The organism is Gemmatimonas phototrophica (assembly GCF_000695095.2).
GTDB lineage: Bacteria > Gemmatimonadota > Gemmatimonadetes > Gemmatimonadales > Gemmatimonadaceae > Gemmatimonas > Gemmatimonas phototrophica.
Window position 1 is genome coordinate 3,299,574 of sequence record NZ_CP011454.1, and the last position, 23,962, is coordinate 3,323,535.

Sequence of the window (23,962 nt, forward strand, 5' to 3'; positions counted from 1 at the left end):
GTCTGTAACGCGTGCGACGCTGCGTGGTTGCCGGAGCCTCGTTGCTGGCATCTTTGGCCGGGCGCGCAGCACGGCTCACAACGCCAGGGGTTCAGGCAGGTCCACCGAAACAGAGGTAGCCATGACGAGGGGGTACCAGACCGGTGCGCCCGGTGATTGGTCCACGCGAAATCCAAGCGCAGGCAGCGGCTGTACGAACTCGTCATAAGCGTTTCTGCTGCGGTACTCACCGACGACGTCTACGTCGTCGATGGGACGCAGACGATGTAGTCCACGGTCGGTGATGAAGAACGGCACCATCAGTCCGCCGACAAAGACGAACTCATTCACGGCACCGTCTCGCAAGGCGGCCGTACGTCGAACCTGCTGCGCGTTGTGCGCCTACCAGTGCGAAGAGCTCGTACTGTGGCGGATTCGTCGTCGCGGTGTGCACGGCTCTCGCATATAGTGGCTCGAGCGTTTCATCGCGAGCGCGCCCCTCTGCTGACGGCCAGACATAGGCGCCGGCCCCAGTGAAATTGACGGCCAGCGATGGCGCGGCGGCATGTGCCGATGGAACACCACGCACCTCGGCCCGTGGCGTCGGCGCAAACACGTACGGGACACCACAGCGGGCGTGAACGGCAGAATAGGCTCCGCGTCCAGTGTTCTTGAACTATGGACATGGACAGTGTCGTAGAAGCCGTCAGGTATTCCAGCGTGGTGGCATGTCAAACAGAGCGTCCATCCGACCCGGAAGAAGCATCGCAGCCGAACCAGGAGTCGCCTTACCCCACTCCACAACGCACCAGCGCCGCCATCACTCGTAAGTGACGGCGGCGCTTGTAATTGCCCCTCCTGGGGTCGAACCAGGAACCTTCTGATCCAGAGTCGCTCATGTGTCGCGGCGTCAGCGACGCGTTGCGGATTTCGCGTTCGGAACGGCGTAGTGACGCACGCGAAGTGTGGAAGACCACAAACAACCGACGTTTTCGACGATGGATAAACCAAGGGACTACGCTCGCCGTCCGAGTTCGCAGGGGCAGATCGGCTCGTGATGTTTCCGAGCGATTTCACACCCACATGCCAACTGCTGACCACCAGATTTTCAGTGCCAACGGAGTGGCGGTGTCGGCCTCCATATCGCGACAGTCACCCATCACCGTCCGCGCTGGCGCCGAGCCCTTCCCGTGGGAGGGGAAACAAACGCCAGCGCCGAGTGCGTTGCGAGGATCGCGGAAACCTGCTGCAGATCAGCACCGAGCGCCGTGACGCGTTCGGCGCCGAGGGCGTCTGCAATCATTGCCTCGATGCGCGCGAGGACGGCGCGTCCGTGTGCGACGGCTTCATATCCGGCCGACGTCAAGCTGACGAGAGTGGCGCGCCCGTCCGACGGGTCGGGTGAGTATGCGACCCAACCGCGAGCCTCGCATCCGCTCAAGGCTTGCCCAACTGCCTGCTTGGAGACATCGGCTTGGCGCGCGAGGTCGGTAACCCGTGCCGGCCCAGCTTCGAGCCATGGCAAGAGGCGCATGAGGGCCGGGCGAGCGATGGCCTCCCCCAGCTCGAGATTCACAACCGCTTGGGCGAGCTCGTCCCACTGGCGAGCAGCGGTAAGTAGCGCGAGGGCGAAGTTGGGCTGCTTCAGAGGTGTTTGCGGCATTCCTGAAGGGTACTGCTTCCGAGACATTAGACAACCCCATTGTCTTTTTAGTAAATGCCATTTACCAATTGACCATGATGACAACTCCCGATTGGCTCGACCGCGAGCAGTGGCCATACCACCCGCGCGAGTACACCGACCCCGATGGTCGAATGCACTACGTCGACGAGGGGGATGGTCCCCTGATCATCCTTGTTCACGGCACACCCACCTGGAGCCTGGAATGGCGCCACGTCATTCACGCGCTCCGACCCCAGTTCCGTCTGCTGGCGGTCGACCATCTTGGATTTGGTTTGTCAGAGCGTCCCAAAGGCGTGGCCTACACCCCCGAGGCGCACGCCGAACGTTTTCGCCGGTGGCACGAGACGGTGGTCGGCACGTTGCCTTACGCCATGATCGTACACGATTTTGGCGGACCCATCACGCTGCCGTCCGTGCTCGCCGATCCGCAGTCCTGCCGCCGACTCATCGTGACCAACAGTTGGGGCTGGGACATGGCGCGCGATCCGGCCTTGCGTAGGCAAATCAACTTGGTTCAGGGGATGCTGGGCCGCTGGCTCTATCGGTACGCGAATGCGTCACAGCGCCTGCTGATGCCAAAGGCCTACGGCAACCGCGCGGCCCTCACCCCGTCAATCCATGCGCAGTACCTCGCACCATTCCGAGATCCGGAGGCACGAGAACGGGTGCTGTACGCTTTGGCGCGATCCCTGAAGTTAAGCGCCGCGTTCTTCGACGATCTCTACGCCAAGCGACAGCGCCTAGCCACCGTACCGACGCACGTCGTGTGGGGAATGAAGGACGGAACGTTACCGCCGTCCATTCTGGACGGCTGGCGAGTCGCGCTGCCACATGCCGTAGTGCACCCGTTCGAGGAATCCGGCCACTGGCCGCAAGAAGAGAAACCTGAACGGTTCACCGCGTTGGTTCGCTCGATATTGACAATGTGACCCGCGTTTCCCTCGGATTTGCCCATTAACCGCCGTAACCACAAACGCCGCCATCACTCGTAAGTGACGGCGGCGCTTGCAATTGCCCCTCCTGGGGTCGAACCAGGAAGCTTCTCCTTTAGAGTCGATCTGCGAAGCGTCGAGCAGGCGCGAACTTGCCTTTTTGCCAAGCGATTTAACTGTTCGACCAAGCTCGAGTGCGTATCTGCCAACTCGTGCGCTCTTCGGCATCAGTAGTCTGGCTTGAGTTGTCCGCGTTCCGAGTACCGATCAGCGTAAGAAAACCTGGGGTCAAGCTACGGTGGTGATGTACTCCGTAGCGGAAGCGGTGTCCCTCCACGTAGGGGGCGAGCTGAAGGAGAGCAACTGGATGCCGCGCGCGATCATAATCGAGACCTGCCGCTAATCGGCGTTAGCCTGTGCGCAGAACGAAGGCCGCTGCCAGCGCGACGGCCAACATGCCTCTGCCTACTCGGTCTACGGCCCACTTCCGGGCCACCGTGGCGACGACCGCCATCGACTCCCGCCCCGCATAGAGTGAGTCCGGCTGGACCAGGACCCGGGGGGCAGACCACATAGAGACAATCAATCTGAGAGAGTACACTATTCTCACTGAGCGACCAGTCCGAACTTACGCTGTGCCTTCCAGCTAATAAGCACCGTCTACGCATCATAGGCTGAAAGCCGGGAACCGTATCCAGTGGGTACCATCCAGACGCAAAAGAGGCACCTTGGCTGCTTCGTATTCTTTGGGCCGAATGACATTGAGCCGGAACAGTTGCTGCCCAACATGCTGTCCGCTGTGGCGCCTTGCGAGCCCGTTTCATTGCTCGTGGGTCGTCCTACACAGAGCCTCAACCGCAAGTATCTCGGATACGGTTCCGTGCAGAAGGCATGGCACGGCCCTCCACCAGCTGAACTAGTCTCACTCACTAACGTGGCGGCCAATGTGTACGACCGCGAGAACTACGACTATATCGAGATGGGGTTCTTGCGCGGTCGGACAGGCCAGGATAGCAGCAATTTGCCCTACCTCGGAGAAATGGGTCTTCTCCGCACCAACCCGTTTGCACCGATCAATGTTTGGGTATTCGTCCGCGAGATGCTGGACATGTTTGGTCGGTGGCCGTCTGCGCAATACGGCTACATCCACTGTGCAAGTGAGCGGTTGTATCTGACTATTGAGGCGAGCGTCACTCCTGGGAACCCGATGATCCCCGAAACGCTCGAACATACCATTGATCGCTTTCGTCTGACGTATCCGCTTCGCAACACGCTAGGTGAGCGCATTGTCGGCGCTCACTGGGGCATCATGCTGGGAAGTCACTTGGCCAAAGAGCTTGGCGGACTCCAGCGCATCACCGCGGAAGCGCCGGTGTTCCGTGTGTCGCCGCTTCCAAACGACGGCGTATTCCTCCAATTGACTGAAACGCCTCTGCCGCTCGACACGCCAGAGATGATGCGCGCCCTACCGGCTTTCGAGGCGTACCTGGAGCCCATCAGCCTCCCGATTGGGCCATACTTTCGCCGAAAGATTTCATGATCACGAACGGTCCGTAGACTGCGAAGCCGCCGTGAAGCCCCGCATCACCCGTCGTCCGCGTGGCCACCGCACGTAGGAGGAGTGGGCGATGCCGGGCGGAAACCAGGAATGCTCTGACAAACAGGAACCAGGAATGGACGCATTGGCCCGCAAAACACAAACGCCGCCATCACCTAAGTGACGGCGGCGCTTGCGATTGCCCCTCCTGGGGTCGAACCAGGAACCTTCTGATCCAGAGTCGAGCTGCCGAGCATTGTAGCGACGCCGATTTGCGGTTTTTGCCAAGTGGCTTGGCTTTTCGGCCAAGTTGAAAGGCGATAGACGCAACTCTCGCGGGTACAGTCGTCACGGTAATGGCGGTCAACGCCAGCGCCTCCAAGTTGCCTGACTGCACCCTTTGGGCAGGAAGGCTCTGAGGTCTGCGGCAGCCCCACCGCGTTGACCCTCTGCAACCGTCCCGTAGCCATAACGCTGCTGGTATATTCTGGGCATGTCGCCAACCGTCCTGCGCGAAGGCCCCTTCCGCCTGTTCTTCTTCTCGCGTGAGGAACCCCGAATGCATGTACACGTGTCTCATCCGGACGGGGAGGCCAAGTTCTGGCTGGTACCGCACGTGGCACTCGCGGACGCGGTCGGTCTCACCGCTCGGCAGCTCACTGAGGCACAAGACATTGTCGAACGTCACACAAGGGAGATCCGCGATGCCTGGCTCCGCCACTTCGGCCCCTGAGGTCACAAACGTCTCCCGGCACGGCTTCTGGCTGTTGCTGGGCGAAGAGGAACTGCTTGTACGGTTCGACGATTTCCCGTGGTTCCGACAGGCGACCATTGAGGCGCTCACGCGCGTCGAATGGCCGAGTCCGGATCACCTGTACTGGCCGCTGCTGGACGTGGACCTCTCCGTCCGCTCAATCCAACGGCCGGCAGATTTTCCTCTGGTATCGAGAGCGACCCCTGCCCCAGCGACGGGTACGTAACTCGGGAGTCTCCGAGAGGCTGGAACGGGGAATCCCCTCCAGTCTCCCGCAGAACACAAACGCCGCCATCACTCGTAAGTGACGACGGCGCTTGCAATTGCCCCTCCTGGGGTCGAACCAGGAACCTTCTGATCCAGAGTCAGACGCTCTGCCAGTTGAGCTAAGGGGCAGCTGGCTTCAACAGGGCAACACCCCGCTGAGCGGTCAAATATAGGGAAACCGGCCCGCTACGGTAGGGGGTCAGCCAACAGATTCGGCAGGCCCCAGCACCGCTCGCATGAATATCGGCACCTCGAGCGAAAAGGCGGACCCGGCGCCCGCCGGCTGCCACACCACCGTCCCGGCACACACTTCCGGACGATCGGCCTCCGGCGTCCACCGCTCGATCAGCTCCGACTCGAGGTCCACCAGCCAGCACTCGATCCCGGCCCGCTGATATCGCGGGCGCTTGCGCAGCCGATCCGACCGAACGGTCGACGGGGACAGCACCTCAATCGCCAAAAACGGCGCCGGGGGTGGCACCTCTCCGCGCACCACGTCCATTCCCACGGGATGGATGACCAGGACATCGGGCTGCATCAACGTGAATGGGTCCAGCACCACGTCGTAGGGCGAAAACATGACCTCGCCAATCGGCTGTGCCTCGACATATCCAATGAGCGCGCCACCGATCCTCGTGACCGCCCGCTGGTGCACAAACCACGGCATGGGGCTCACCAGCAGCTCCCCGTCCACGGTCTCGTACCGACGCGCAGGATCCTCCGGCAACGCCCACACGTCCTCCACCGACCAGCGGCGCTCCTGCACGTTTGGCATATCGCCTACCCCTTCTTCACTTCCTTCGCCCAGCTGTCCCGCAGCCCCACAATGCGGTTGAACACCAGCTTCTCCGGCGTGCTGCTCTCGGGCTCGCTCATGAAGTACCCGGTGCGCTCGAACTGATAACGCGACCCAATGGGATCGTTCGCCACACTCGGCTCGATCCTGGCGTCCGGAATGACTACCAGCGACGCCGGGTTGAGCGCGCTCAAGAAGTCCTGCCCCTCGGGCACATCATCCGGATTGGGCTGCGAAAACAAACGGTCATACAGCCGCACTTCACACGACAGCGCCTGCGCCGCGCTCACCCAGTGAATGGTGCCCTGCACCTTGCGACCGTCCGGCGCGTTGCCGCTGCGCGTGTCCGGGTCGTACGTGCAGCGCAGCTCAATCACCTCGCCGGCGTCGTTCTTGATGACTTCGTTGCAGGTAATGAGATACCCGAACCGCAACCGCACCTCACGACCCGGCGACAACCGATAGAACTTCTTCGGCGCGTCTTCCATGAAGTCGTCGCGGTCCACATACAGCTCACGCGAGAAGGGCATGCTGCGCGACCCCGTCTTGGGCACATCGTGCGGATAGCTCGGCGCATCGAGCATCTCCACCTGCCCTTCCGGATAATTCGTGAGCACCACCTTGAGCGGATTGAGCACGCACAACACGCGCGGCACTTCCATGTTCAGGTCGTTGCGCACCGCATGCTCAAACGTGGCGATCTCCACCCGCGCATCCTTGCGCGCCACACCAATGACTTCGGCAAACGCGCGAATGGCCTCCGGACGCACACCACGACGACGCAGCCCGGCAATGGTGGGCATGCGCGGATCATCCCAGCCGCTCACGTGTCCGTCGTTCACCAGCCGCAACAGCTTGCGCTTGCTGAGAATCGTGTAATCCAGCTCGAGGCGCGCAAACTCGATTTGCGTGGGCGGGTTGGTAAACCCGGCCTCGGCGACGAGCCAGTCGTAAATCTCGCGCGCGTCCTTGAACTCCAGTGTGCACAACGAGCGCGTGATGCCTTCAATGGCATCGCTCAGGCCGTGCGCAAAATCGTAGAGCGGGTAAATGCACCAGTCATTGCCGCGACGATAGTGATGCGCATGGCGAATACGCAGCAACAGCGGATCACGCATGATCATGTTGGGGTGCGCCATGTCGATCTTGGCGCGCAACACCTTCGCGCCGTCGGGGAACTCGCCGGCCTTCATGCGACGCAGCAGATCGAGATTCTCATCGGCACTGCGATCGCGCCACGGGCTGGGCGTCCCCGCCGAGGTAACCGTGCCGCGGTTGGTGCGGATCTGCTCTTCGTTCTGGTCGTCCACGTACGCCTTGCCCTTGAGCACCAGCGACTCGGCAATGTCGTACAGCTGCTCGAAGTAGTCGGAGGCGTAGTACAGTCCGTCCCACTGGAAGCCCAGCCACTGCACGTCGCGCTGAATGGACTCCACGTACCGCACGTCTTCCGTGGCGGGGTTGGTGTCGTCGAAGCGCAGATTGCAGGTGCCCCCAAACTCCTGGGCGATCCCGAAGTTCAGGCAAATGGACTTCGCGTGCCCCATATGCAAAAAGCCATTTGGCTCGGGAGGGAACCGCGTGGCCGGCCCACGGCCAAAGCGGCCGGTCGCCACATCTTCGGCGACCATCTCACGGATGAAGTCGCGACGCGGGGCCGCACTATTTTCAGACATCGGGGAATCGGACACGTGTGTACGGGTAAGGATGACCGTTCAATCTAATCCCCGCTGGTATACATCGGAGAACAGTGGGGTAGCCCGTGAGGGTTTCGCTCCTTCTCACGTTCCGGGTTCTCGCCTTAATCTGCCTGCATGTCACGCCGCGCCCGTTCCGTGTTCCTGGCCGTCTGCCTCGCGGTTCCCCTGCTCAGCGGGTGCCGAGGCGGAGCGTTTGCCTATGGGCCAGAGCTCAAGGCGGCCCAGGCCAACTTTGACGGGATCATTGCCGGATTCGAGGCGCGCTTCACCAACGTGTCGCGCCAGCAGAAGGTGCAGTACGGGCGCATGCGCATTGGCCGCTACGCCTTTGCCCCGTCCAAACTGGTGGAGGACACCGCCATCTGGACGGCCATGCGTACGTCACGTACCGGCGCCGAACGCGACGCCGAATGGCAGGCCGCGCTGGTAAACAACCAGTACCAGTTCGTACCGCGCACCGGGACGCCCACGCCCGGTAAACTGGGCGACCAGCGCCACCTCATTGGCTTGTCACGGCGTGGCCCCGACGACTGGTTCTGGCACACCGTGGTGGAGCACCACGTGGGCACGATCCCCCCGTCGCGGCTCAACGAGGTGGCCAAAGGGATCTTCCTGAGCGCCGAACGCCCCGGCAGTGCCATGCGGACCGATTACCGCAGTGCGTTTCCACGCACCACGACGGCCATGGGGCGGCTGCTCACCATGGACAGCATCAACGCCGTCTCCCAGTTGGACGGATCGACACTGGTATCCATGCAGGTCCGCATCGACTCCCGTCGCATTGCGAGCAACTTCCCCCAGTACGCCAAGTTCCTGCAGAAGTACGTGGAGCCGGCCAAGTACCGGTACCGTCTGTCCGACCGCTACGGGAACGACTGGTTTGATGCACAGGCAGCCAACCGGGTGCTCACCATGCGCTTCCGCACCAAAGGGGGCATGCTGCAGCCGATTACCGGGGCGGCGCGCCCCATGCCGGACACGCTCATCCTGAACGTGGACGCCATGGCCAAACTGGGGCTCTTTTCGGTGGGCGTCTCCAACATGGTGGGAGAGTTCGTGCACCTCTCCACCCCCCGCGAGCGGGGCTGGCAGATCCGGTTTACCCGCGAGCCCAAGTGGCACCTGCCGCTAATCGCGGAACGTCTGCTCAGCTCGGCCATCCGCCACCCCTTCGAGGGGACGGGCGTGTACTTCAGGATCGGGTTGCGAACCGGCCCCAATGGTCAAACCATCAGCGAGCGCGTAGTGGATGTGGCGGTGAAGGAGAGCGCCATCATGCGCTGGCTGGGGAACCTGGGGTTCACGGCCATGAGCGACTTTGCCGGGCAGGTGGAGGAGGAGGAGAACCGGTTCCTCGTGGAGCTGTTCCGAGCCATGCGCACCGATATGGAGGGGCTGGTAGCGACCGGCGGCGCGGGCGCGGAGCCTTGAGAAACAAGGAAGCCCCGATAAGTCAGGGACTTACCAGGGCTTCACAAACTGCCACGCGCACCGTCATTGGAACTCTCCGTCCTACCGATCGGCGGCGGGCTTACGTTGTTGTACACTGGACGATGCACGGGGTTCCTGCGTCACACCAGCGCCGGATGTGTCACAACCCGGTACCCGCTGGGACACCAAAACGTCACCGAACGGGAAGTACAGTGGAGCTGAGGGGGCTCGAACCCCTGACCTCTGCAATGCGAATGCAGCGCTCTCCCAGCTGAGCTACAGCCCCAGTGACCCGGATAAGAAAAGCCCCGCTCCTGTGGCGCGGGGCCCATCGGGTTACGGAGGGGAAGCTAGCCAGTGGATGGGCGGTGTCAAGGTGGTGACACATTCGCGGGCACCCTCGGCGCCTGTCATGCGTTTCCTCCGAGCCATGACCATTTCGATTTCCGCCACGACTGCACCGCACCCGCTCGACGCCGACTACGTGCGCGACCAACTGGTCCCGCGCACGGTGGACGTGAACGGCAAGACGTACAATCCCGATGGGGAGTACGTGCTGTATTGGATGCAGGCCACTCATCGGCTGGATGAGAACTGGGGGCTCCGGGCAGCCATCCGTACGGCCAACCGCGTGAACCTCCCGCTGGTGATCCATCAGGGACTCGACCCCACGTATCCGCACGCCAGCGACCGCCACCACACGTTCATTCTGCAGGGCGCACGGGATACGGCGCGCCATGCCGAGTCCCTTGGCCTGCACTATCAGTTCGTGCTGCGACGCACACGCGAAGACGACAGACGCGTGGTGGATCGCGTGGCCGCGCGCGCGTATGTGGTGATCACCGATCTGTTTCCCACGGCGGGCATTCGCGAGCGAGTGGCGCGCTTTGCCGAACGGGTGAACTGTCGCGTGTTGGCGGTGGACAGTGTGTGTTCCGTGCCGAGCGGCGCGTTTACCAAGGCGGAGTTTGCGGCGCGCACCATTCGCCCCAAACTGGGCAAGCTGCTGGACCACGCTATTGAGCCGGTAGCGGAAGGCATGCCACGAGTGGCAGTGAGTGAGCCACTGCGCCTCTCGCTGCGTGCGACCATCGCCGAAGGGGGCGGGCTGGTGCCATTGGCACTGGCCACCATGAGTGATGACGACATTGCACGGGAAGTCGCGCAGTGCGAGATCGACCACACCGTTCCGGCGGTGGCGCTGGCGGGAGGCAGTGTGGCGGCGACGGCGCGCTTTGCGGCGTTTCTTTTCTCGGCGCTGCCCAACTACGCGGAGCAGCGCAACGAAGCGGGCGATGCCGACGGCACATCACGGTTGTCGCCGTATCTGCATTACGGACAGATCCCATCGGCGCGATTGATTCGCGAGGCGCGCACGACCGGAGTGGCGGCCGCCGACCTGGATGCGTTTGTGCAGCAGGTCACCACCTGGCGTGAGCTGGCGTACAACTGGTGTGTACGGACCCCCAACTTCGACCAGCTTTCGGCACTGCCCGATTGGGTGCAACGCACCATGGCCGAGCATGTGAACGACCCCCGGCCGGCGTTGTACGATCTGGAGGAGCTTGAGACGGGACACACCGGTGATCGCTTGTGGAATGCGTCGCAACACGAACTGGTGACACAGGGCATTATCCACAACTATCCCCGCATGCTGTGGGGCAAGACGATCCTGCTCTGGACACCGGATTACGAGCAGGCACGCACCATCATGTTTCACCTGAACGACAAGTACGCGCTCGACGGGCGTGACCCGAACAGCGTGGGTGGCATTATGTGGTGCCTCGGGTTGTGGGACCGCCCCTGGGGGAACAAGCCTGTCTGGGGCGGTATCCGCCCCATGGTGACGCACCGGGCGAAGATGAAATTCGATGTGGAGGGGTACATCGCGCGGGTACGCGGGAGCCGGCTGCTGTGAGGGCGATGTAGCACCGATGTCGTCGCGATGTAGCTGCGATGTAGCCGTGATGTAGTTCTGCACGGCGGCGCGTGTTACAATCCGCGCATGTCCTCCTTCAATCCAGCCATTGTTCCCGCAGTCAGTGCGGTGCGGACCGCCGCCGAACGGCTGCGCACGTTCTTGCCACCCAGTCGCGTGGCGCGCCATGACGCGTTGAGTGATGCCCTCGGGGTAGACGTCTGGTTCAAGTATGAACTGGAGAACCCCACCGGGTCGTTCAAGGTGCGCGGTGCGTACAACGTGTTGGCCGGCCTCTCGCCGGAGGATCGGGAGAAAGGGGTGGTGGCGTCGAGTGCCGGCAATCATGGCCTCGGTGTGGCCTACGCCGCGCGGGCGTTCGAGACCCCCGCCATGTTGTACGTCCCCAGCACGGCCCCCCAGGTGAAGAAGGATGGCATCCGGTCGCTGGGCACTGTCGTCAACGATGAGGCGCCGGACTACGATGCGGCCATGGTCCTGGCCAAGGCGCACGCGGCGCGCGAGGGCATTCGTTTCATCAATCCGTGCCTGGGGCTCGATTTGCTGGCCGGTCAGGGGACGGTGGCGCTGGAGCTTCTGGAGCAACTCCCCGACCTGCGGACCGTGGTGATTTGCACCGGCGGCGGTGGCTTGCTTGGCGGAATGGGGGCCGTCTTCCGCCCGCTCGCCCCTCAGGTGCGTGTCGTTGGTGTGCAGACCGTGGAAACGGCGGCGATGACGAAGAGTGTCCGCGCGGGAATGGTGATCGACTCGCCGGTCACGCCGACGCTCGCCGACGGCCTGGCGGGGCAGATTGATGACGACGCCTTGCATATCGGGCAGACCTGCGCCGACGAGCTGCTGCTGGTCAGCGAGGAGGAGCTGGGCGAAACGATCGCCTGGCTGCATCGCACGACCGGCATGGCGGTGGAAGGCGCCGGCGCCGTTACCGTGGCGGCGCTCCGGCATGGAAAACTGGATGCGCCCACGGGTCCGCTGGTGGCCCTGGTGAGCGGCCGAAATATCGACCCGTCACGGCTCCAGCATCTGCTCGCCCAGTTTCCGGGCTGAGTAAAGGGCCATCACGCACAACGCCGGCGTCATGGGAATGACGCCGGCGTTGTTTACGGGCGGAAATCGATTGGGCACGGCGCACATCGGCCGTGTACTACCGCAGTCTCAGCGCGCCGACGACTCGTCGATCCGGGGCACGTCGCTCCGGGTACGGTCGGCAGGCACCGAAAGCGGCTGCCCCATATCACGTGACACCTGCATTGGAACTTCCCGTTCCGATCCACGGGAAATCCGCGCCTGCCGCGCCGCTGCGCTGCGGGATTCCCCTCCTTCACGGCCAATGGCAGCCATGTGGGCCCGATCCCGGCTCACGGTTACGCCGCCCTTGCGCCCAGCTTCCCGGGCCTCATTGGACGACCACTCGTGCGCCGTACCCTTCTCATGAGCGGCTCGGCCGCCCTTGCTCGCGATCTCACGCTGACGCGCAGGATCCATTGACGCGAAGCCGCGTCGGCTCTTTCCGGTCATACGCCCCCCGGCTGTCCGGATGAACTATCGAGTGCGGTTTGTGGGCCGTGATGGACCGTCCGTCACAGATCCAGCATTCCGCGGCGATTACAACCAACCTGTACTGCAAACCCCGGGCCGCTCTTCTGGCCGCGGGTCTTCACAGTGGGGTATTGCAAACATGGGACCGCAAATGGGCTGTTACACCCCCGGCATCAGCCCCAGCGCCGGGGGACACTCGCCTATATTCGTGCGATGCCGCTGCTCGTTCGTTTCCTTGGTACCGCCGCCTCCCGCCCCACGGTTGAGCGCGGAGTCGCTTCTCTCGCTCTAATACGAGAGGGCCAGACTCTTCTTTTCGACTGCGGGGAAGGGACCCAGCGTCAGATGATGCGGTTCGGGGTCTCGTTTGCTTTCGAAGATCTCTTCTTCACGCACACGCATTCCGACCACATTCTGGGTATTACCGGACTCATCCGTACTATGGCGCTGCAAGGGCGGACCGAGCGCCTACGATTGTGGGCTCCCCGTGGCGCCGGCAAAACGTTGCGTCAATGCATCAGTTTGGGTGGCGAGCGCACCACGTTTCCTGTAGACATCACTGAGCTCGAAGCCGGCGCCACACTTTCACGTGGCGACTACCGAATTGAGACATTTGCCGTGAGCCATGGCCCGTCCGCCTCGCTCGGCTACGCCCTCGTTGAAGAAGAACGGAAGGGGCGGTTCAACCCGGAGCTCGCCCGCGAGCTCGGCATCCCCGAAGGGCCGCTCTGGGGGCGCATTCACCGAGGGGAGTCCATTACCCTCGAGGACGGGCGGATCATTGAGGCCAGGGTGCTGGTTGGCGAACGCCGCCGAGGACGCCGGGTCGTGATTACCGGCGATACCCGCCCGTGTGCCGCCACTATTGAGGCCGCACGCGATGCCGACCTGCTGATCCACGAGGCGACCTTTGCCGACGAGGAAGCCCAGCGCGCGCTGGAGACGGGGCATAGCACGGCGCGCGAGGCCGCAGAAGTGGCGCACGCCGCTGGTGCGCGGAGATTGGCCCTGACCCACATCTCGGCCCGCTATTCACTCAACGCCAAGGAGCTGGAGCGCGAGGCCAGACAGGTGTTCCGGGAAACGGTGGTGGTGAAAGACGGTACCGAGATCGTGCTGGGACTCACCGAGGAGTTGGCCACGCAGCTGCCGTCCCCGGATGCCGACTAGGTCTTGAGCTGTTTGAGCCGGCGCAGGCTCGGCACGCGCCAGGCAATGGTCCCCACCACGGCCAGCGTCGCAACGCCACCGACCACGACCGCCGTTACCGCCCCCCACCAGCGGGCCGTGAGCCCGCTTTCGAAGGCGCCAATTTCGTTTGAGCTGCCAATGAAGATCTGATTCACGCTGGAGACGCGCCCCAGCAGCGCCTCCGGGGTGCGCATCTGAAGCATGAGACTGCGAATCACCACGCTGATCATGTCACTGGCCCCGCCCAGCGCCAGGAACGCCATGGAAAGCGGCAGGCTGCGGCTGAGGCCAAACCCAATAGTGCACAGCCCAAAGCCGGTCACGGCGAGCAACAGATTGCGACCGGAATGCGCAAAGGGGGGAAAGCGCGTGAGCAGCACACTCGACACCACGGCGCCGGCGGCGGGAGCCGCACGCAGCAGCCCGAGGCCCGTGGGACCGGCCTGCAGAATTTCGCCGGCGAAGAGCGGGAGCAGCGCCACGGCCCCACCAAACAGCACCGAGAACAAGTCGAGCGTGAGGGCGCTGAGAAGCAGCGAGTCAGCAAACACGAAACGCAGGCCGCCAAGAATGGCCACGCGCATGGGTTCCCCGCTGGCGTCCCGTACCGGCGAGGTATGTCGCACGAGCAGAAGCACCACCACGGCGAATGCCATCAGCAGCGCATCCACCGCATAACTGAGGGTGATGCCGCCCATCGCGTAGAGCAGGCCGCCCAACGCAGGCCCCAGCACGGCCGCCAACTGCCAGCTGCCACTGCGCCAGGTAATGGCATTGCTGTACAACGGGCGTGGCACCAGCTCCGCGCTGAGCGCCTGGCGGGCCGGCTGCAAAAAGGCGCGGGCAATTCCGCTCACGACAATCACGGCATAGATGGCCCGTACCCGCTCGGGCGCCGTTAGTGGCGTGTCACCAATGGGGGCCGGATGCCCCAGCCACCACAACGCGAGAGAACAGCCCACCAGGACACTGAGCGCCATTACGGCCACGCGCCGACGGTCGTGCGTATCGGCCACGTGTCCCGCAAAGAGGGACATGCTGATGGCGGGCAGTGCCTCCGCCAGCCCCACCAGTCCCAACGCCAGCGGATCACGGGTGAGATCGTAAATCTGCCAGCCAACTACCGTGCCCTGGATCTGCACCCCGAGCGTGAGGGTGAACAGCGCCAGGATATAGCGACGAAAATTGGGAATGCGGAGCGCCGCAAAGGTATCGGGCGCGCCGCCGGTGGCGTCAGCGGTCATGCGCATAACCTAGCGAAGAAGACTCGCCATACCGTAACGCAAAACGACGTCCCGCAGGACGTCGTTTTGCACCACCCCACACGGGGTACAACTCAGCGCCGCACGACCAATCCGACGCCGGCGAAGTAGTCCCGCTTGGCCATCGTGGTGGGGCCAACCCCACCGCGCACATCGAGCTGAACGTCGGGGCTGAACAGAAACGTGAAGCCGCTGTTCACGTACTTGCTGACCACCTTGGACCCATCCTGCGGGGCGAAGGCGTAGGCTTCAGCATACAGACCCACGCGACCCGTTGCGGCAATTCCGAATGAGCCGCTGCCGGCGTATTCCGTGAAGCTGCGGACGCCGTCATAGGGGCGCGCCACATTGAAGTTGCTGGAGAAACTCACCCGATCGGAGAGGGTCCAGGCGCCAAGGACTTTCACCTCGGGCTGGGCACGCTGCGTCCGATACACGCGCGATCCGCTCGGCACCGTGGTGTGCGTGATGACGGAGAGCGCCGGCTTCCACGACGGCGATTCCGGTCCTTCGGCGAGCTTGAACTTGAAGCCCACGGAAGCGTCCTGCATCCCGCTGGTAAGCGCATCACCAGCGCGCTCGCGCACGAAGGAGTTGCCCGCGACGCGGAGTTCCACCTTGCTGGCCAGTCCCGCCCGCATGAGGACTTCGCCGAACGCCGTTGAGCGCGTGTCCCCCTCGCGGGAGAAGGTGCTGCCAGACTCGACCTGCACATGCCCTTTATCCACCAGCACGGTGGCTTCCGTAAAGTCCGGTCGGTCCGAGACCAGCGCGTCACGCGTACCCATAGTGGCACAGGCGGACAGGGACGTACCCGCCACGACGGCGGTCAGCAAATGACGAAATGACATATCGGGAGGTCGAAATGAGGATTCCACAGATACCAGCCACATCGCCGGTGTTCCCCTCATTTCGGCTTATCCCAATCCAAGCTTTAGCAGACTGTCACACTTTCCACACGCATCGTCACATTGAACGAACTGGGGCCGAGCCTCCCGTTTCGTTGGTGGTGCGTGCCTCATCCTGCCGTTCCTCGAGGCGGCGGCGGCGGCGAGCCTGCGCGGCGTCGTAGCGACGCTGCTGTTCGTCCGTTTCCGGATCCACCTTCGCAATGGGCACCGGGCGCCCGTTGCGATCAATCGCCACGAACGTGAGATAGCAGGTATTGGTGTGTCGCCGCGTGCCGTTGATCAGATCTTCCGCTTCCACGCGGACACCGATTTCCATGGACGTCGTGCCCACGAAGTTGACCGATGCCTTGCAGGTGACCAGGTCGCCCACGTGAATGGGCTCGCGGAAATCCACGCGATCAATGGACGCGGTGACGCAGGCCGTCCGGGCATGCCGGAATGCCGACACGGCGGCGGCTTTGTCTACCATGGCCATGATGGCCCCCCCGAACGCGTGCCCCAGGATATTGGCATCGTGCGGCATAATGAGCTCGCTCGTCTCGTGTTGCGAGGCGGCCACGGGGCGTGACGGTCGATCGGTCATTGATTCGGGGAATTGGAGATTTGGCGCATCAGTGCAGTGGCCGGTTGACGAACGCGGGCGGGCGGCGTGACGCGCCACGAGGCCCGTTGCACCATGCCGTCGAGCGCGGTGGAGACATCGAACGCGCGTGCCAGCGCGGCGCGTCCGGCGCTATCGAGTGGCGGAGTTTCGAGGGCAATGAGCTGGTAGGCCGGTGCTCCCACCGTGGCCACGGGCCACTCACGCCGCGACGACGCCAAGCGCCGCGAGCGCAGCACGAGTGCCAGCGTTTCGCCATCGGCCGACGGCATGGCCACTACCTCATAGGCGGCGCGGTCCCAGCTGACCCGAGTAGAGTCAGACGCCCATTCCGGCAACGTCTCTCGCACGCCCTGCCACCAGGCGGGCGCCTTGACGGCCATTGGGGGGAGATACAAGGCAAGAGCCTCACCATCAGGGGCCTGTCCGGGCACCATGAACGCAATGGCCGGGTCACGCGCCAGATCCGTGATGCCGAAGCTCGTGCTATCGAAGGCAAAGCTGGACAGTGTTTCCACGGCCGCCTGTGCCCGGTCATCGCCGGCGTCACCCGCCTTCCTGATGCTGTCGGTCAACTGCACGAGTGCGGCGCGCGCATCGCGCATGACGCGGGTGGCTTCTTCGTTCCCAAGGACATCCGCCAGCGTCGCGAGGTGTCCGCTGCGGACATCCACCACGAAGCGGCGCCCCCGATGCTGGTGGGGAGGGCCACCATCGATATCGGCGTTGAGCAGGTGCTCAAAGGTCAGGAAGGGGCCGTGCACATCCAGAATTTCGATCTCGTCGTGCACCACCGTGCGTGGATCGTCCGGCGCGTCGTCGTCGCTCGGATCGATCTCTTCATCACGGGGATGTAGCCGGCGCCAATTCCCGAGCTCACGCAGCACCGTGCTGTCCGCAAACAGCAATGTGCTGTCGGTGGACTGCAACGCGCGCGACCAGAGCCGCACCGTGGCGAACGAGGCGTCCGGGTATTCGGCGCCGTCATCCGACAGGAAGATTTCAAAGAGGCGACCATCTACCTCCGTGAGCAGAATGGGTGCGCTCCGGACACGCATCCCTTCTCCGCTGCTGCGCACCCAGTACGTGGAGTCACCGGCCGCAAACAAAAACTCCGCCGCAGGCAAGGCCTCGGACGACCGGGCCGTCTCTGAACAGGCTGCGCCGACGGCAACCGCCATCATCAGCGCCGTCCACTGCACGACCGTACGAACAGCTCGAGAGCGACGCAGCATTCAGTGCCCCTGCACCAGTACGCGAACGCCATCCACCAGCCGCGCAATCTCATCGGCGGTGCTGTAGCAGCTGCAACCGGCGCGTACGAACCCTTCTTCCGCATAGCCCAATCGGCGGGCCACCGTGGTGGCGTAGAAGTCCCCGTGCGACAGATACACGCCACGCGGTGCCATGAAACGGGCCACCGCTTCCGACGAATAGCCGTTCACGCGGAACGACACGGTCGGCGTGCGCGGAGTGCCCGGTGGCGGGCCATAGAGCGTGACCTGCTCCAGGTCGGAAAGCCCCTGCCACAGTTGCGCGAACAGCTGCTCGCCACGTGCGTGCAACCCGCTCATGGCCACCGCCAGTCGGTCCCGTCGCGGCGCCAACACATCGCCGGCGATGCTGGCCAGAAACTCCACGGCGGCCGCTGCCCCGACAATGCCTTCGTGATTCTGCGTGCCGGTTTCCAGACACTCCGGCACCCAGTCGGGTGACGGTTCAAGACGCGGCAGGTCGAGCGCGGCCGTGGCCTCCGCGCGCCCGTACACGACGCCCACATGCGGCCCGTAGAACTTGTACGCGCTGCACAACAGGAAGTCCGCCCCCAGGGCCTTCACGTCCACCAGGTTATGCGGTGCATAGTGCACGGCATCCACCACCGTGATGGCCCCGGCGGCCTTCGCGAGTCGCACCAGACGCGACACATCGCTGACGGTACCAAGGATGTTCGAAGCGGCCCCGATGGCGACCACTCGGGTACGATCGGAGAGCAGTCGTTCAAACGCACCGGCTTCGTGCCGATACGTGTCGAGATCGAGGGGCAGCCACTTGAGCACCACGCCCCGCTCCTTCGCCAACGCCTGCCACGGCGCCACATTGGCGTGGTGATCCAGCTCGGTGATGATGATCTCATCGCCCGCCTTGAGCCCGCGGCCAATGGCCCGCGCGATGTGAAAGAGCAGCGTGGTCATGTTGGCGCCAAAGGCAATTTCTCCGGCCGTCGCGCCAAGGAAATCGGCCAGCGTTTCGCGCGCCTGCATGAGCAGCGCGTCGGTCTCCGCGCTGGTGGGATACGCCCAGTGGGTGTTGGCGTTGTGATGCAGCAGGTAATACGTCATGGCTTCGGCGACGCCCCTGGGCACCTGGGTGCCCCCTGGACCGTCGAAGTACGCCACCGGCACATCCCCTTCGCGTCGAGCCAGCGCCGGGAACTGGGCGCGAATGGCCTCCACACTGGCAATCGTTTCGGCACTACCCGTCTGCACGAGAGTGGTGGACATGGTCAGCCCTCCGTGGGACGGCCGCCAACCATCGCTCCGCCCAGTCGTTCCACCACCTGCACCGCTTCCACGTGATCGGCCTCTTCTCCGAGTTCGGAGTGCGCCAGGCGGAACAGTTCCGACGTGAGTTGCAGCAGCGGGGCGACGATCTTCTGCTCCCGCGCGAGCTCGGCGGCAATACCCACATCCTTGTCGAGCAGCGCCAACCGGAACGTGCGCGGAAAGGCGCGCGTCACCACCCGGTCGGGGAACAGGTTCATGCTTGCGTTGGAGCGACCGCTCGAGGTGTTGATGACATCGAGGGCCACCTCGGCTTTCACCCCGGCCTTCTCGAGCGCAACCAATCCTTCGGCCGTCCCCCAGATATGCATGGCCAGCAAGGCATTGTTCACCGCCTTGAGAGCGTCTCCGGCGCCCACGCCACCGCAGTGTACGATCTTCTTGCCAAAGCTCTCGAGGACCGGACGGACACGTTCGAGCGTGGCTTCGTCACCGCCAATCATAACGGTCAGTGCCCCCTGCTCCGCTCCCACGACACCACCGGACACCGGTGCGTCCAAAAACCCGATCCCGCGCTCGGCCAGGCGTGCGGCCATGCGGCGTGATGTGGCGGCGTCACCGGACGTGCAATCCACCAGGACCGACCCCGCCGGCATGGTGGCCAGCAACCCGTCCGGGCCATCGAGCAGGGCCTCCACGTCGCGTGACACCGGCAGACAGGTCACGACCACGTCACGATCGCGTGCGGCCTCCGCCGGAGTGGCGGCCTGGCGCGCGCCCGTTGCCGCCGCAAATGCCTCGGCCTTGGACGGGGTACGGTTCCACACCGCCAGATCGAACGCCGGGCGGGCGAGATGCTTGGCCATCGGAGTTCCGATGGCGCCTAGACCGAGAAAAGCGACGCGTGGCATGCTCATGGGGGTAAACGTCTTCTCACGGTGCCGGTTGAGGACGAACGGGGCGCCGTCGAGATTGGAAAGATGCCACGTCTCCGCATCCACGTGCAGATCGAAGGGCTGCTTTCGGTCCACGCCGTTCGCGCCGTCTGGACCGCCCTCGGCGCCGTGCCGGGGGTGCTGACGGCTGAGGTCTCCATGAAAGGGGCCATTCTCGAGGCCGACGGGCCGGTGGACCGCCAGCAGCTCGAGGAGGCGCTGGCCGCGGCCGGAGTGACCGTGACAGGGCTGACGGTGGAGAAGGGGTCGTTGCCCGTGCTGTAGCCCTCCGGGCGAGGGGCGGAGCGCCCGGGATTCGCGATCCCTCCGGGGCGTCGCTTTGCGCCTTCGGGGTGCCGCACTAACTTGCGCCCAAGACCGCCGCCCTCTCTGCCGATGACGCCTCGCTCCGACAAAATCCGGCCGCTTGCCGCGCTGATCGTGCCGGACCTGCTCGAGCTGCTCGAGGAGCATCCGGAAAGCATCGGCCCGCAAACGGAAGAAATGCATCCGGCCGACCTCGCCGACGTGGCCGAGGCGTTGCCGGAGGAGTTGGTGCGGGCCTTTTTGGCGGCGCTGCCACGTGAGCGCGCAGCCGAGGTATTGGAGTACCTCGATGAGGAACTCCGCACGCAGGTGCTGGAGGAGCTGCCGGCCGGGGAAGCCGCCGAAATCGTGGCGGAAATGGACCCCGACGAGCGCGCCGACGCGCTCGAAGAGCTCGACGAAGAAACCGCCGACGAGATTCTTCAGGAGCTCGAGCCTGAAGAAAAGGCCGAGACGGAACGGCTGCTGCAGTACGATCCGTACACCGCCGGTGGTCTGATGACCACCGAGTTCGTGTCGGTGCTGGAAACGCTCACGGTTGAGGAGTCGCTGCGCGGCGTGCGCGCGATGGCGCGCGGCGGCCGTCGCGAGGCGATGTACACCATCTACACGGTGGACGACACCGGCCGGCTGCGCGGCGTACTATCGCTGCGTGAGCTGTTGGCGGCGCCGGAAGGCACGCGAATCAGTGAGTTGGCGTGGAGCGAAGTGGTGAGCGTGTCGCCAGACATGCTGCAGGAAGAAGTCTCGCAGATCACGTCCAACTACGACCTCGTGGCGTTGCCCGTGGTGGACGTGGACAAGCGGCTGCTGGGCGTGGTCACGGTGGACGACGTCATTGACGTGATCCAGGAAGAAGGCACCGAAGACGCGCAGAAGTTTGGTGGAATGGAGGCGCTCGAAGAGCCCTACATGCAGATCTCGCTCTGGCAGAACGTGCGCAAACGTGGTGGCTGGCTGGCCGTGCTGGCGGTGAGTGAGATGTTGACCGCCTCCGTGATGGCGCGCTACGAGGATGAACTGGGGCGTGTCATTCTGCTCGCACAATTCATTCCGCTCATCATGAGCTCGGGCGGCAACTCCGGATCGCAGGCCACGTCGCTCATCATCCGCGCCATGGCACTGGGTGAAGTGCGGTTGTCCGACTGGTGGCAGGTGGTGCAGCGCGAACTGCCGGCAGGTCTCATTCTCGGGCTCATGCTGGGTACGCTGGCCGCGGCGCGCATTTCGGCCTGGGCCCTGTTGGGCTTGTACGACTACGGGCCCCATCATTTCCGGCTGGCACTGACGGTGGGCATCACGCTGGTGAGCATTGTGACCATTGGATCGCTCACCGGCTCGATGTTGCCGTTCCTCTTGCGTCGCCTTGGTTTTGACCCCGCCAGTGCGTCGGCACCGTTCGTGGCCACGCTGGTGGATGTATCGGCGATCAGCATCTACTTCAGTGTGGCCTACATGATGCTGCGCGGGACGCTGCTCTGAGTACTCCGCACGCCACGCGGGCCGCGCTCTGGCGCGGAACGCTCGCGGTGGTGTTGAGTGCCTGCTGCTTCGGGTCCATTTCACCGCTCACGGTCATTGCCACCGATCGTGGCATGGCACTCGAGAGCATTCAGACGTGGCGCTACTTCACGAGCGCGCTCGTCCTCGTGGGTATTGGCCTCTGGCAACGACCGCCACGTGCGGCCGCGTCGCTGGGCCCGTGGTATCGCCCGCGAACGCTGCTGCTGGCCGGCAGCGGTCAGGCGCTGGTGGCCACGCTGGCGCTGCTGGCCCTGCGCTGGCTCCCGGCGGCCACGGCCAGCTTTCTCTTTTACACGTATCCCGCCTGGGTCACCATCATTACGGCGGTTCGCGGGCTGGAGCCCCTCGATCGGACGCGTCTGGTGGCGCTGACGCTGTCGCTGGGGGGGATCGCGGCCATGGTGGGGGCGCCTGATGCGGCGAGTCTTGCCCCAGTTGGACTGGCCGTCATTCTTACCGCGGCGCTCGTCTATGCCCTGTACATCCCACTATTGAGTTCGCTGCAGCGAGGACGTCACCCCCTCGACGTTTCGCGAGCCATCGCGGTGGGCGGCACCGCACTCTTTGCCGTTTGGTCGCTGAGCACGGGCACCCTCTTCACCATTCCCGATCGGGTCGCCTTTGGGGCCAGCCTGTTGCAGGGCATCCTGTCGGCGGGATCCTTTCTGGGCTTCCTGGCCGGGCTCAAGGTGCTGGGGAATGTGCGCACCGCCATCACCAGCACCGTAGAACCCTTCTGGACAACCCTGCTGGGAGTGCTCCTGCTCAATCAGGGGATCGGCTCCGGCACCATTTTGGGCGGCGCGGCCATCATGGGCGCCGTATTGTTACTGCAGCGTCCGGTGGCCTCCCCGCCGGCTCAATCGTCAAACGTTGTCACATAGTTGTGGCGGCGTTGTTGTTGCGTGTACACGGAACGCAGCAAAACTGCAGAGGGAATGCTCCACCGTCGTCGGCCGCTGGCCGGCTCTTTCACCGAGATCGCACGCGATGGCAAAGATTCTGGTTACCGGCGCCGCCGGCTTCATTGGGTATCACACGAGCGAGCGTCTGCTGGCGCGCGGTGACGAAGTGGTGGGGTTGGACAATCTCAACGACTACTACGATCCCACGCTCAAGGAGGCGCGCCTGGCGCGCCTGACCAGCCAGCCAGGCTTCCGCTTTGTGCGCCTGGACCTGGGTGATCGCGCCGGGATGGAGCAGCTCTTTGCCACGGAGCGCTTTGACAAGGTGATCAATCTGGCCGCCCAGGCCGGCGTGCGATATTCACTGACGAACCCCCACACCTACATCGACAGCAATCTTGTGGGATTTCTGCACATCCTCGAAGGATGCCGCCATCATGGCGTGAAGCATCTCACGTACGCCAGCTCGTCGAGTGTGTACGGCGCCAACACCGCGATGCCATTCTCGGTGCACCAGAATGTGGATCACCCGTTGTCACTGTACGCGGCCACCAAGAAGGCCAACGAGCTCATGGCACACACGTACAGCCACCTGTACGGATTGCCCACCACCGGCCTGCGTTTCTTCACGGTGTACGGCCCGTGGGGACGCCCGGATATGGCGCTCTTTCTGTTTACGAAAGCCATTCTCGAAGGGAAGCCCATTGACGTGTTCAACCACGGCAAGATGCAGCGGGACTTCACCTACATCGACGATATTGTGGAAGGGGTGATTCGTACCAACGATCACGTGGCCCCCGTCAATGCGGACTGGGATTCCGACTCCCCCGACCCGGCCACCAGCAAGGCCCCGTACCGCATCTACAATATCGGCAACAACAATCCGGTGGAGTTGATGCACCTCATCAGCACTCTCGAGCAGGCCTTGGGCCGGACGGCGGAGAAGCGCCTGCTGCCCTTGCAGATGGGCGATGTGCCGGCCACCTATGCCGATGTGGAAGCGCTGGTGCAGGACGTGGGCTTTGCACCCAAGACGCCAATCGAAACGGGCGTGCAGCGGTTCGTTGCGTGGTATGTGGACTACTTCTCCGCACGCCAGTGAGCTGACCTCTCTGAGGGGGACTCCCGCTGGCAGGGCCCCCCGCCACAGCAATTGCACACAGCGCTCGGCCATGACAGCCGGGCGCTTTTCTTTGGCATAGTCCATGCTTTTTCACGTAGCGTCAGCGAATGCGCGACCCTGC

General features: G+C 63.9%; 23 protein-coding genes and 2 tRNA genes. 12 read left to right on the forward strand and 13 right to left on the reverse strand.

What is annotated here, in order from left to right; translation table 11 throughout:
• Nucleotides 1–75 precede the first annotated feature (75 nt).
• Nucleotides 76–330, reverse strand: a complete 255-nt coding sequence (locus tag GEMMAAP_RS13985; RefSeq protein WP_026848694.1) for a hypothetical protein — start codon at nucleotides 328–330, stop codon at nucleotides 76–78.
• An 808-nt stretch (nucleotides 331–1,138) separates the two neighbouring features.
• Nucleotides 1,139–1,642, reverse strand: a complete 504-nt coding sequence (locus GEMMAAP_RS13990) for a MarR family winged helix-turn-helix transcriptional regulator (RefSeq protein WP_053333734.1) — start codon at nucleotides 1,640–1,642, stop codon at nucleotides 1,139–1,141.
• 74 nt (nucleotides 1,643–1,716) lie between these two features.
• Between GEMMAAP_RS13990 and GEMMAAP_RS13995 the strand changes: the two genes are divergently transcribed.
• The 4 genes from GEMMAAP_RS13995 (at nucleotide 1,717) to GEMMAAP_RS21170 (ending at nucleotide 5,112) form a co-directional block, all read left to right on the forward strand.
• On the forward strand, nucleotides 1,717–2,592 hold the full coding sequence (locus tag GEMMAAP_RS13995; protein ID WP_053333733.1) for an alpha/beta fold hydrolase: 876 nt from the start codon (nucleotides 1,717–1,719) through the stop codon (nucleotides 2,590–2,592).
• 700 nt (nucleotides 2,593–3,292) lie between these two features.
• Nucleotides 3,293–4,135, forward strand: coding sequence for a hypothetical protein (locus GEMMAAP_RS14000; protein WP_075071530.1), 843 nt, complete (start codon nucleotides 3,293–3,295; stop codon nucleotides 4,133–4,135).
• A 490-nt stretch (nucleotides 4,136–4,625) separates the two neighbouring features.
• Complete coding sequence (locus GEMMAAP_RS14005) at nucleotides 4,626–4,865, forward strand: DUF4160 domain-containing protein (RefSeq protein ID WP_026848692.1); 240 nt, start codon at nucleotides 4,626–4,628, stop codon at nucleotides 4,863–4,865.
• Nucleotides 4,837–5,112 (forward strand): DUF2442 domain-containing protein, encoded by a 276-nt coding sequence (locus GEMMAAP_RS21170; protein ID WP_026848691.1) that lies wholly within the window; start codon nucleotides 4,837–4,839, stop codon nucleotides 5,110–5,112. The genes GEMMAAP_RS14005 and GEMMAAP_RS21170 overlap by 29 nt, the downstream gene beginning before the upstream one ends.
• Nucleotides 5,113–5,209: 97 nt before the next feature.
• On the opposite strand, the gene GEMMAAP_RS14015 is transcribed toward GEMMAAP_RS21170, so the two are convergent.
• The 3 genes from GEMMAAP_RS14015 to GEMMAAP_RS14025 form a co-directional block, all read right to left on the reverse strand.
• Nucleotides 5,210–5,282: transfer RNA gene (locus GEMMAAP_RS14015), tRNA-Gln, on the reverse strand.
• Between the two features lie 70 nt (nucleotides 5,283–5,352).
• Nucleotides 5,353–5,928: a Uma2 family endonuclease gene (locus GEMMAAP_RS14020; protein WP_053333732.1), complete on the reverse strand. Its 576-nt coding sequence runs from the start codon at nucleotides 5,926–5,928 to the stop codon at nucleotides 5,353–5,355.
• Nucleotides 5,929–5,933: 5 nt separating this feature from the next.
• Complete coding sequence (locus tag GEMMAAP_RS14025) at nucleotides 5,934–7,625, reverse strand: glutamine--tRNA ligase/YqeY domain fusion protein (RefSeq protein ID WP_026848690.1); 1,692 nt, start codon at nucleotides 7,623–7,625, stop codon at nucleotides 5,934–5,936.
• A gap of 138 nt (nucleotides 7,626–7,763) precedes the next feature.
• Between GEMMAAP_RS14025 and GEMMAAP_RS14030 the strand changes: the two genes are divergently transcribed.
• Nucleotides 7,764–9,080 (forward strand): hypothetical protein, encoded by a 1,317-nt coding sequence (locus GEMMAAP_RS14030; protein ID WP_026848689.1) that lies wholly within the window; start codon nucleotides 7,764–7,766, stop codon nucleotides 9,078–9,080.
• A 213-nt stretch (nucleotides 9,081–9,293) separates the two neighbouring features.
• Here GEMMAAP_RS14030 and GEMMAAP_RS14035 read toward each other — a convergent pair.
• Nucleotides 9,294–9,366 (reverse strand) — tRNA-Ala (locus tag GEMMAAP_RS14035).
• A gap of 144 nt (nucleotides 9,367–9,510) precedes the next feature.
• On the opposite strand from GEMMAAP_RS14035, the gene GEMMAAP_RS14040 reads away from it, so the two are divergent.
• Both GEMMAAP_RS14040 and GEMMAAP_RS14045 read left to right on the forward strand, forming a co-directional pair.
• Nucleotides 9,511–10,998 (forward strand): deoxyribodipyrimidine photo-lyase, encoded by a 1,488-nt coding sequence (locus GEMMAAP_RS14040; protein ID WP_075071531.1) that lies wholly within the window; start codon nucleotides 9,511–9,513, stop codon nucleotides 10,996–10,998.
• 87 nt (nucleotides 10,999–11,085) lie between these two features.
• Nucleotides 11,086–12,069, forward strand: coding sequence for a threonine ammonia-lyase (locus GEMMAAP_RS14045; protein WP_053333730.1), 984 nt, complete (start codon nucleotides 11,086–11,088; stop codon nucleotides 12,067–12,069).
• Between the two features lie 108 nt (nucleotides 12,070–12,177).
• Here the strand turns inward: GEMMAAP_RS14045 and GEMMAAP_RS20075 are convergent, their stop codons facing one another.
• Nucleotides 12,178–12,540, reverse strand: a complete 363-nt coding sequence (locus tag GEMMAAP_RS20075; RefSeq protein WP_082821338.1) for a KGG domain-containing protein — start codon at nucleotides 12,538–12,540, stop codon at nucleotides 12,178–12,180.
• A gap of 234 nt (nucleotides 12,541–12,774) precedes the next feature.
• On the opposite strand from GEMMAAP_RS20075, the gene rnz reads away from it, so the two are divergent.
• On the forward strand, nucleotides 12,775–13,731 hold the full coding sequence (gene rnz, locus GEMMAAP_RS14055) for a ribonuclease Z (RefSeq protein ID WP_026848688.1): 957 nt from the start codon (nucleotides 12,775–12,777) through the stop codon (nucleotides 13,729–13,731).
• Here rnz and GEMMAAP_RS14060 read toward each other — a convergent pair.
• The 6 genes from GEMMAAP_RS14060 to GEMMAAP_RS14085 form a co-directional block, all read right to left on the reverse strand.
• Nucleotides 13,728–14,996 (reverse strand): MFS transporter, encoded by a 1,269-nt coding sequence (locus GEMMAAP_RS14060; protein ID WP_026848687.1) that lies wholly within the window; start codon nucleotides 14,994–14,996, stop codon nucleotides 13,728–13,730. The two genes, rnz and GEMMAAP_RS14060, sit on opposite strands and share 4 nt — an antisense overlap.
• Before the next feature lie 92 nt (nucleotides 14,997–15,088).
• Nucleotides 15,089–15,865, reverse strand: a complete 777-nt coding sequence (locus GEMMAAP_RS14065; RefSeq protein WP_026848686.1) for a transporter — start codon at nucleotides 15,863–15,865, stop codon at nucleotides 15,089–15,091.
• A gap of 115 nt (nucleotides 15,866–15,980) precedes the next feature.
• Nucleotides 15,981–16,508, reverse strand: coding sequence for an acyl-CoA thioesterase (locus tag GEMMAAP_RS14070; protein ID WP_026848685.1), 528 nt, complete (start codon nucleotides 16,506–16,508; stop codon nucleotides 15,981–15,983).
• Complete coding sequence (locus GEMMAAP_RS14075) at nucleotides 16,505–17,761, reverse strand: hypothetical protein (RefSeq protein WP_026848684.1); 1,257 nt, start codon at nucleotides 17,759–17,761, stop codon at nucleotides 16,505–16,507. Before GEMMAAP_RS14075 ends, GEMMAAP_RS14070 begins: the two co-directional genes overlap by 4 nt.
• Nucleotides 17,762–19,027 carry a cysteine desulfurase-like protein gene (locus tag GEMMAAP_RS14080; protein ID WP_053333729.1) on the reverse strand — a complete coding sequence of 422 codons (1,266 nt, stop codon included), beginning with the start codon at nucleotides 19,025–19,027 and terminating at the stop codon, nucleotides 17,762–17,764.
• Nucleotides 19,028–19,029: 2 nt separating this feature from the next.
• Entirely contained in the window at nucleotides 19,030–20,058 is a 1,029-nt protein-coding gene (locus GEMMAAP_RS14085) for an NAD(P)-dependent oxidoreductase (protein WP_425482914.1), read from the reverse strand.
• Here GEMMAAP_RS14085 and GEMMAAP_RS14090 point away from each other — a divergent pair.
• The 4 genes from GEMMAAP_RS14090 (at nucleotide 20,008) to GEMMAAP_RS14105 (ending at nucleotide 23,820) form a co-directional block, all read left to right on the forward strand.
• On the forward strand, nucleotides 20,008–20,247 hold the full coding sequence (locus tag GEMMAAP_RS14090; RefSeq protein ID WP_145979150.1) for a heavy-metal-associated domain-containing protein: 240 nt from the start codon (nucleotides 20,008–20,010) through the stop codon (nucleotides 20,245–20,247). The two genes, GEMMAAP_RS14085 and GEMMAAP_RS14090, sit on opposite strands and share 51 nt — an antisense overlap.
• A 111-nt stretch (nucleotides 20,248–20,358) precedes the next feature.
• Nucleotides 20,359–21,771 (forward strand): magnesium transporter, encoded by a 1,413-nt coding sequence (gene mgtE / locus GEMMAAP_RS14095; protein ID WP_026848681.1) that lies wholly within the window; start codon nucleotides 20,359–20,361, stop codon nucleotides 21,769–21,771.
• On the forward strand, nucleotides 21,768–22,697 hold the full coding sequence (locus GEMMAAP_RS14100; RefSeq protein ID WP_274519059.1) for a DMT family transporter: 930 nt from the start codon (nucleotides 21,768–21,770) through the stop codon (nucleotides 22,695–22,697). The genes mgtE and GEMMAAP_RS14100 overlap by 4 nt, the downstream gene beginning before the upstream one ends.
• A gap of 106 nt (nucleotides 22,698–22,803) precedes the next feature.
• The gene (locus GEMMAAP_RS14105) at nucleotides 22,804–23,820 is read left to right on the forward strand and encodes an NAD-dependent epimerase (RefSeq protein ID WP_026848679.1); all 1,017 of its coding nucleotides are present in this window, start codon (nucleotides 22,804–22,806) and stop codon (nucleotides 23,818–23,820) included.
• The last annotated feature ends 142 nt before the right edge of the window (nucleotides 23,821–23,962 follow it).

What these genes read in the sequence shown, in the direction of transcription:
- GEMMAAP_RS14090 (WP_145979150.1), top strand. Translation starts at nt 20,008, where the DNA reads ATGCCACGTCTCCGCATCCACGTGCAGATCGAAGGGCTGCTTTCGGTC.
- GEMMAAP_RS14070 (WP_026848685.1), bottom strand. Translation starts at nt 16,508, where the DNA reads ATGACCGATCGACCGTCACGCCCCGTGGCCGCCTCGCAACACGAGACG.
- GEMMAAP_RS14030 (WP_026848689.1), top strand. Translation starts at nt 7,764, where the DNA reads ATGTCACGCCGCGCCCGTTCCGTGTTCCTGGCCGTCTGCCTCGCGGTT.
- GEMMAAP_RS14045 (WP_053333730.1), top strand. Translation starts at nt 11,086, where the DNA reads ATGTCCTCCTTCAATCCAGCCATTGTTCCCGCAGTCAGTGCGGTGCGG.
- mgtE (WP_026848681.1), top strand. Translation starts at nt 20,359, where the DNA reads ATGACGCCTCGCTCCGACAAAATCCGGCCGCTTGCCGCGCTGATCGTG.
- GEMMAAP_RS14060 (WP_026848687.1), bottom strand. Translation starts at nt 14,996, where the DNA reads ATGACCGCTGACGCCACCGGCGGCGCGCCCGATACCTTTGCGGCGCTC.
- GEMMAAP_RS14080 (WP_053333729.1), bottom strand. Translation starts at nt 19,027, where the DNA reads ATGTCCACCACTCTCGTGCAGACGGGTAGTGCCGAAACGATTGCCAGT.
- GEMMAAP_RS14020 (WP_053333732.1), bottom strand. Translation starts at nt 5,928, where the DNA reads ATGCCAAACGTGCAGGAGCGCCGCTGGTCGGTGGAGGACGTGTGGGCG.
- GEMMAAP_RS21170 (WP_026848691.1), top strand. Translation starts at nt 4,837, where the DNA reads ATGCCTGGCTCCGCCACTTCGGCCCCTGAGGTCACAAACGTCTCCCGG.
- rnz (WP_026848688.1), top strand. Translation starts at nt 12,775, where the DNA reads ATGCCGCTGCTCGTTCGTTTCCTTGGTACCGCCGCCTCCCGCCCCACG.
- GEMMAAP_RS14005 (WP_026848692.1), top strand. Translation starts at nt 4,626, where the DNA reads ATGTCGCCAACCGTCCTGCGCGAAGGCCCCTTCCGCCTGTTCTTCTTC.
- GEMMAAP_RS14040 (WP_075071531.1), top strand. Translation starts at nt 9,511, where the DNA reads ATGACCATTTCGATTTCCGCCACGACTGCACCGCACCCGCTCGACGCC.
- GEMMAAP_RS14025 (WP_026848690.1), bottom strand. Translation starts at nt 7,625, where the DNA reads ATGTCTGAAAATAGTGCGGCCCCGCGTCGCGACTTCATCCGTGAGATG.
- GEMMAAP_RS14075 (WP_026848684.1), bottom strand. Translation starts at nt 17,761, where the DNA reads ATGCTGCGTCGCTCTCGAGCTGTTCGTACGGTCGTGCAGTGGACGGCG.
- GEMMAAP_RS14065 (WP_026848686.1), bottom strand. Translation starts at nt 15,865, where the DNA reads ATGTCATTTCGTCATTTGCTGACCGCCGTCGTGGCGGGTACGTCCCTG.
- GEMMAAP_RS20075 (WP_082821338.1), bottom strand. Translation starts at nt 12,540, where the DNA reads ATGACCGGAAAGAGCCGACGCGGCTTCGCGTCAATGGATCCTGCGCGT.
- GEMMAAP_RS14105 (WP_026848679.1), top strand. Translation starts at nt 22,804, where the DNA reads ATGGCAAAGATTCTGGTTACCGGCGCCGCCGGCTTCATTGGGTATCAC.
- GEMMAAP_RS13995 (WP_053333733.1), top strand. Translation starts at nt 1,717, where the DNA reads ATGATGACAACTCCCGATTGGCTCGACCGCGAGCAGTGGCCATACCAC.
- GEMMAAP_RS13990 (WP_053333734.1), bottom strand. Translation starts at nt 1,642, where the DNA reads ATGCCGCAAACACCTCTGAAGCAGCCCAACTTCGCCCTCGCGCTACTT.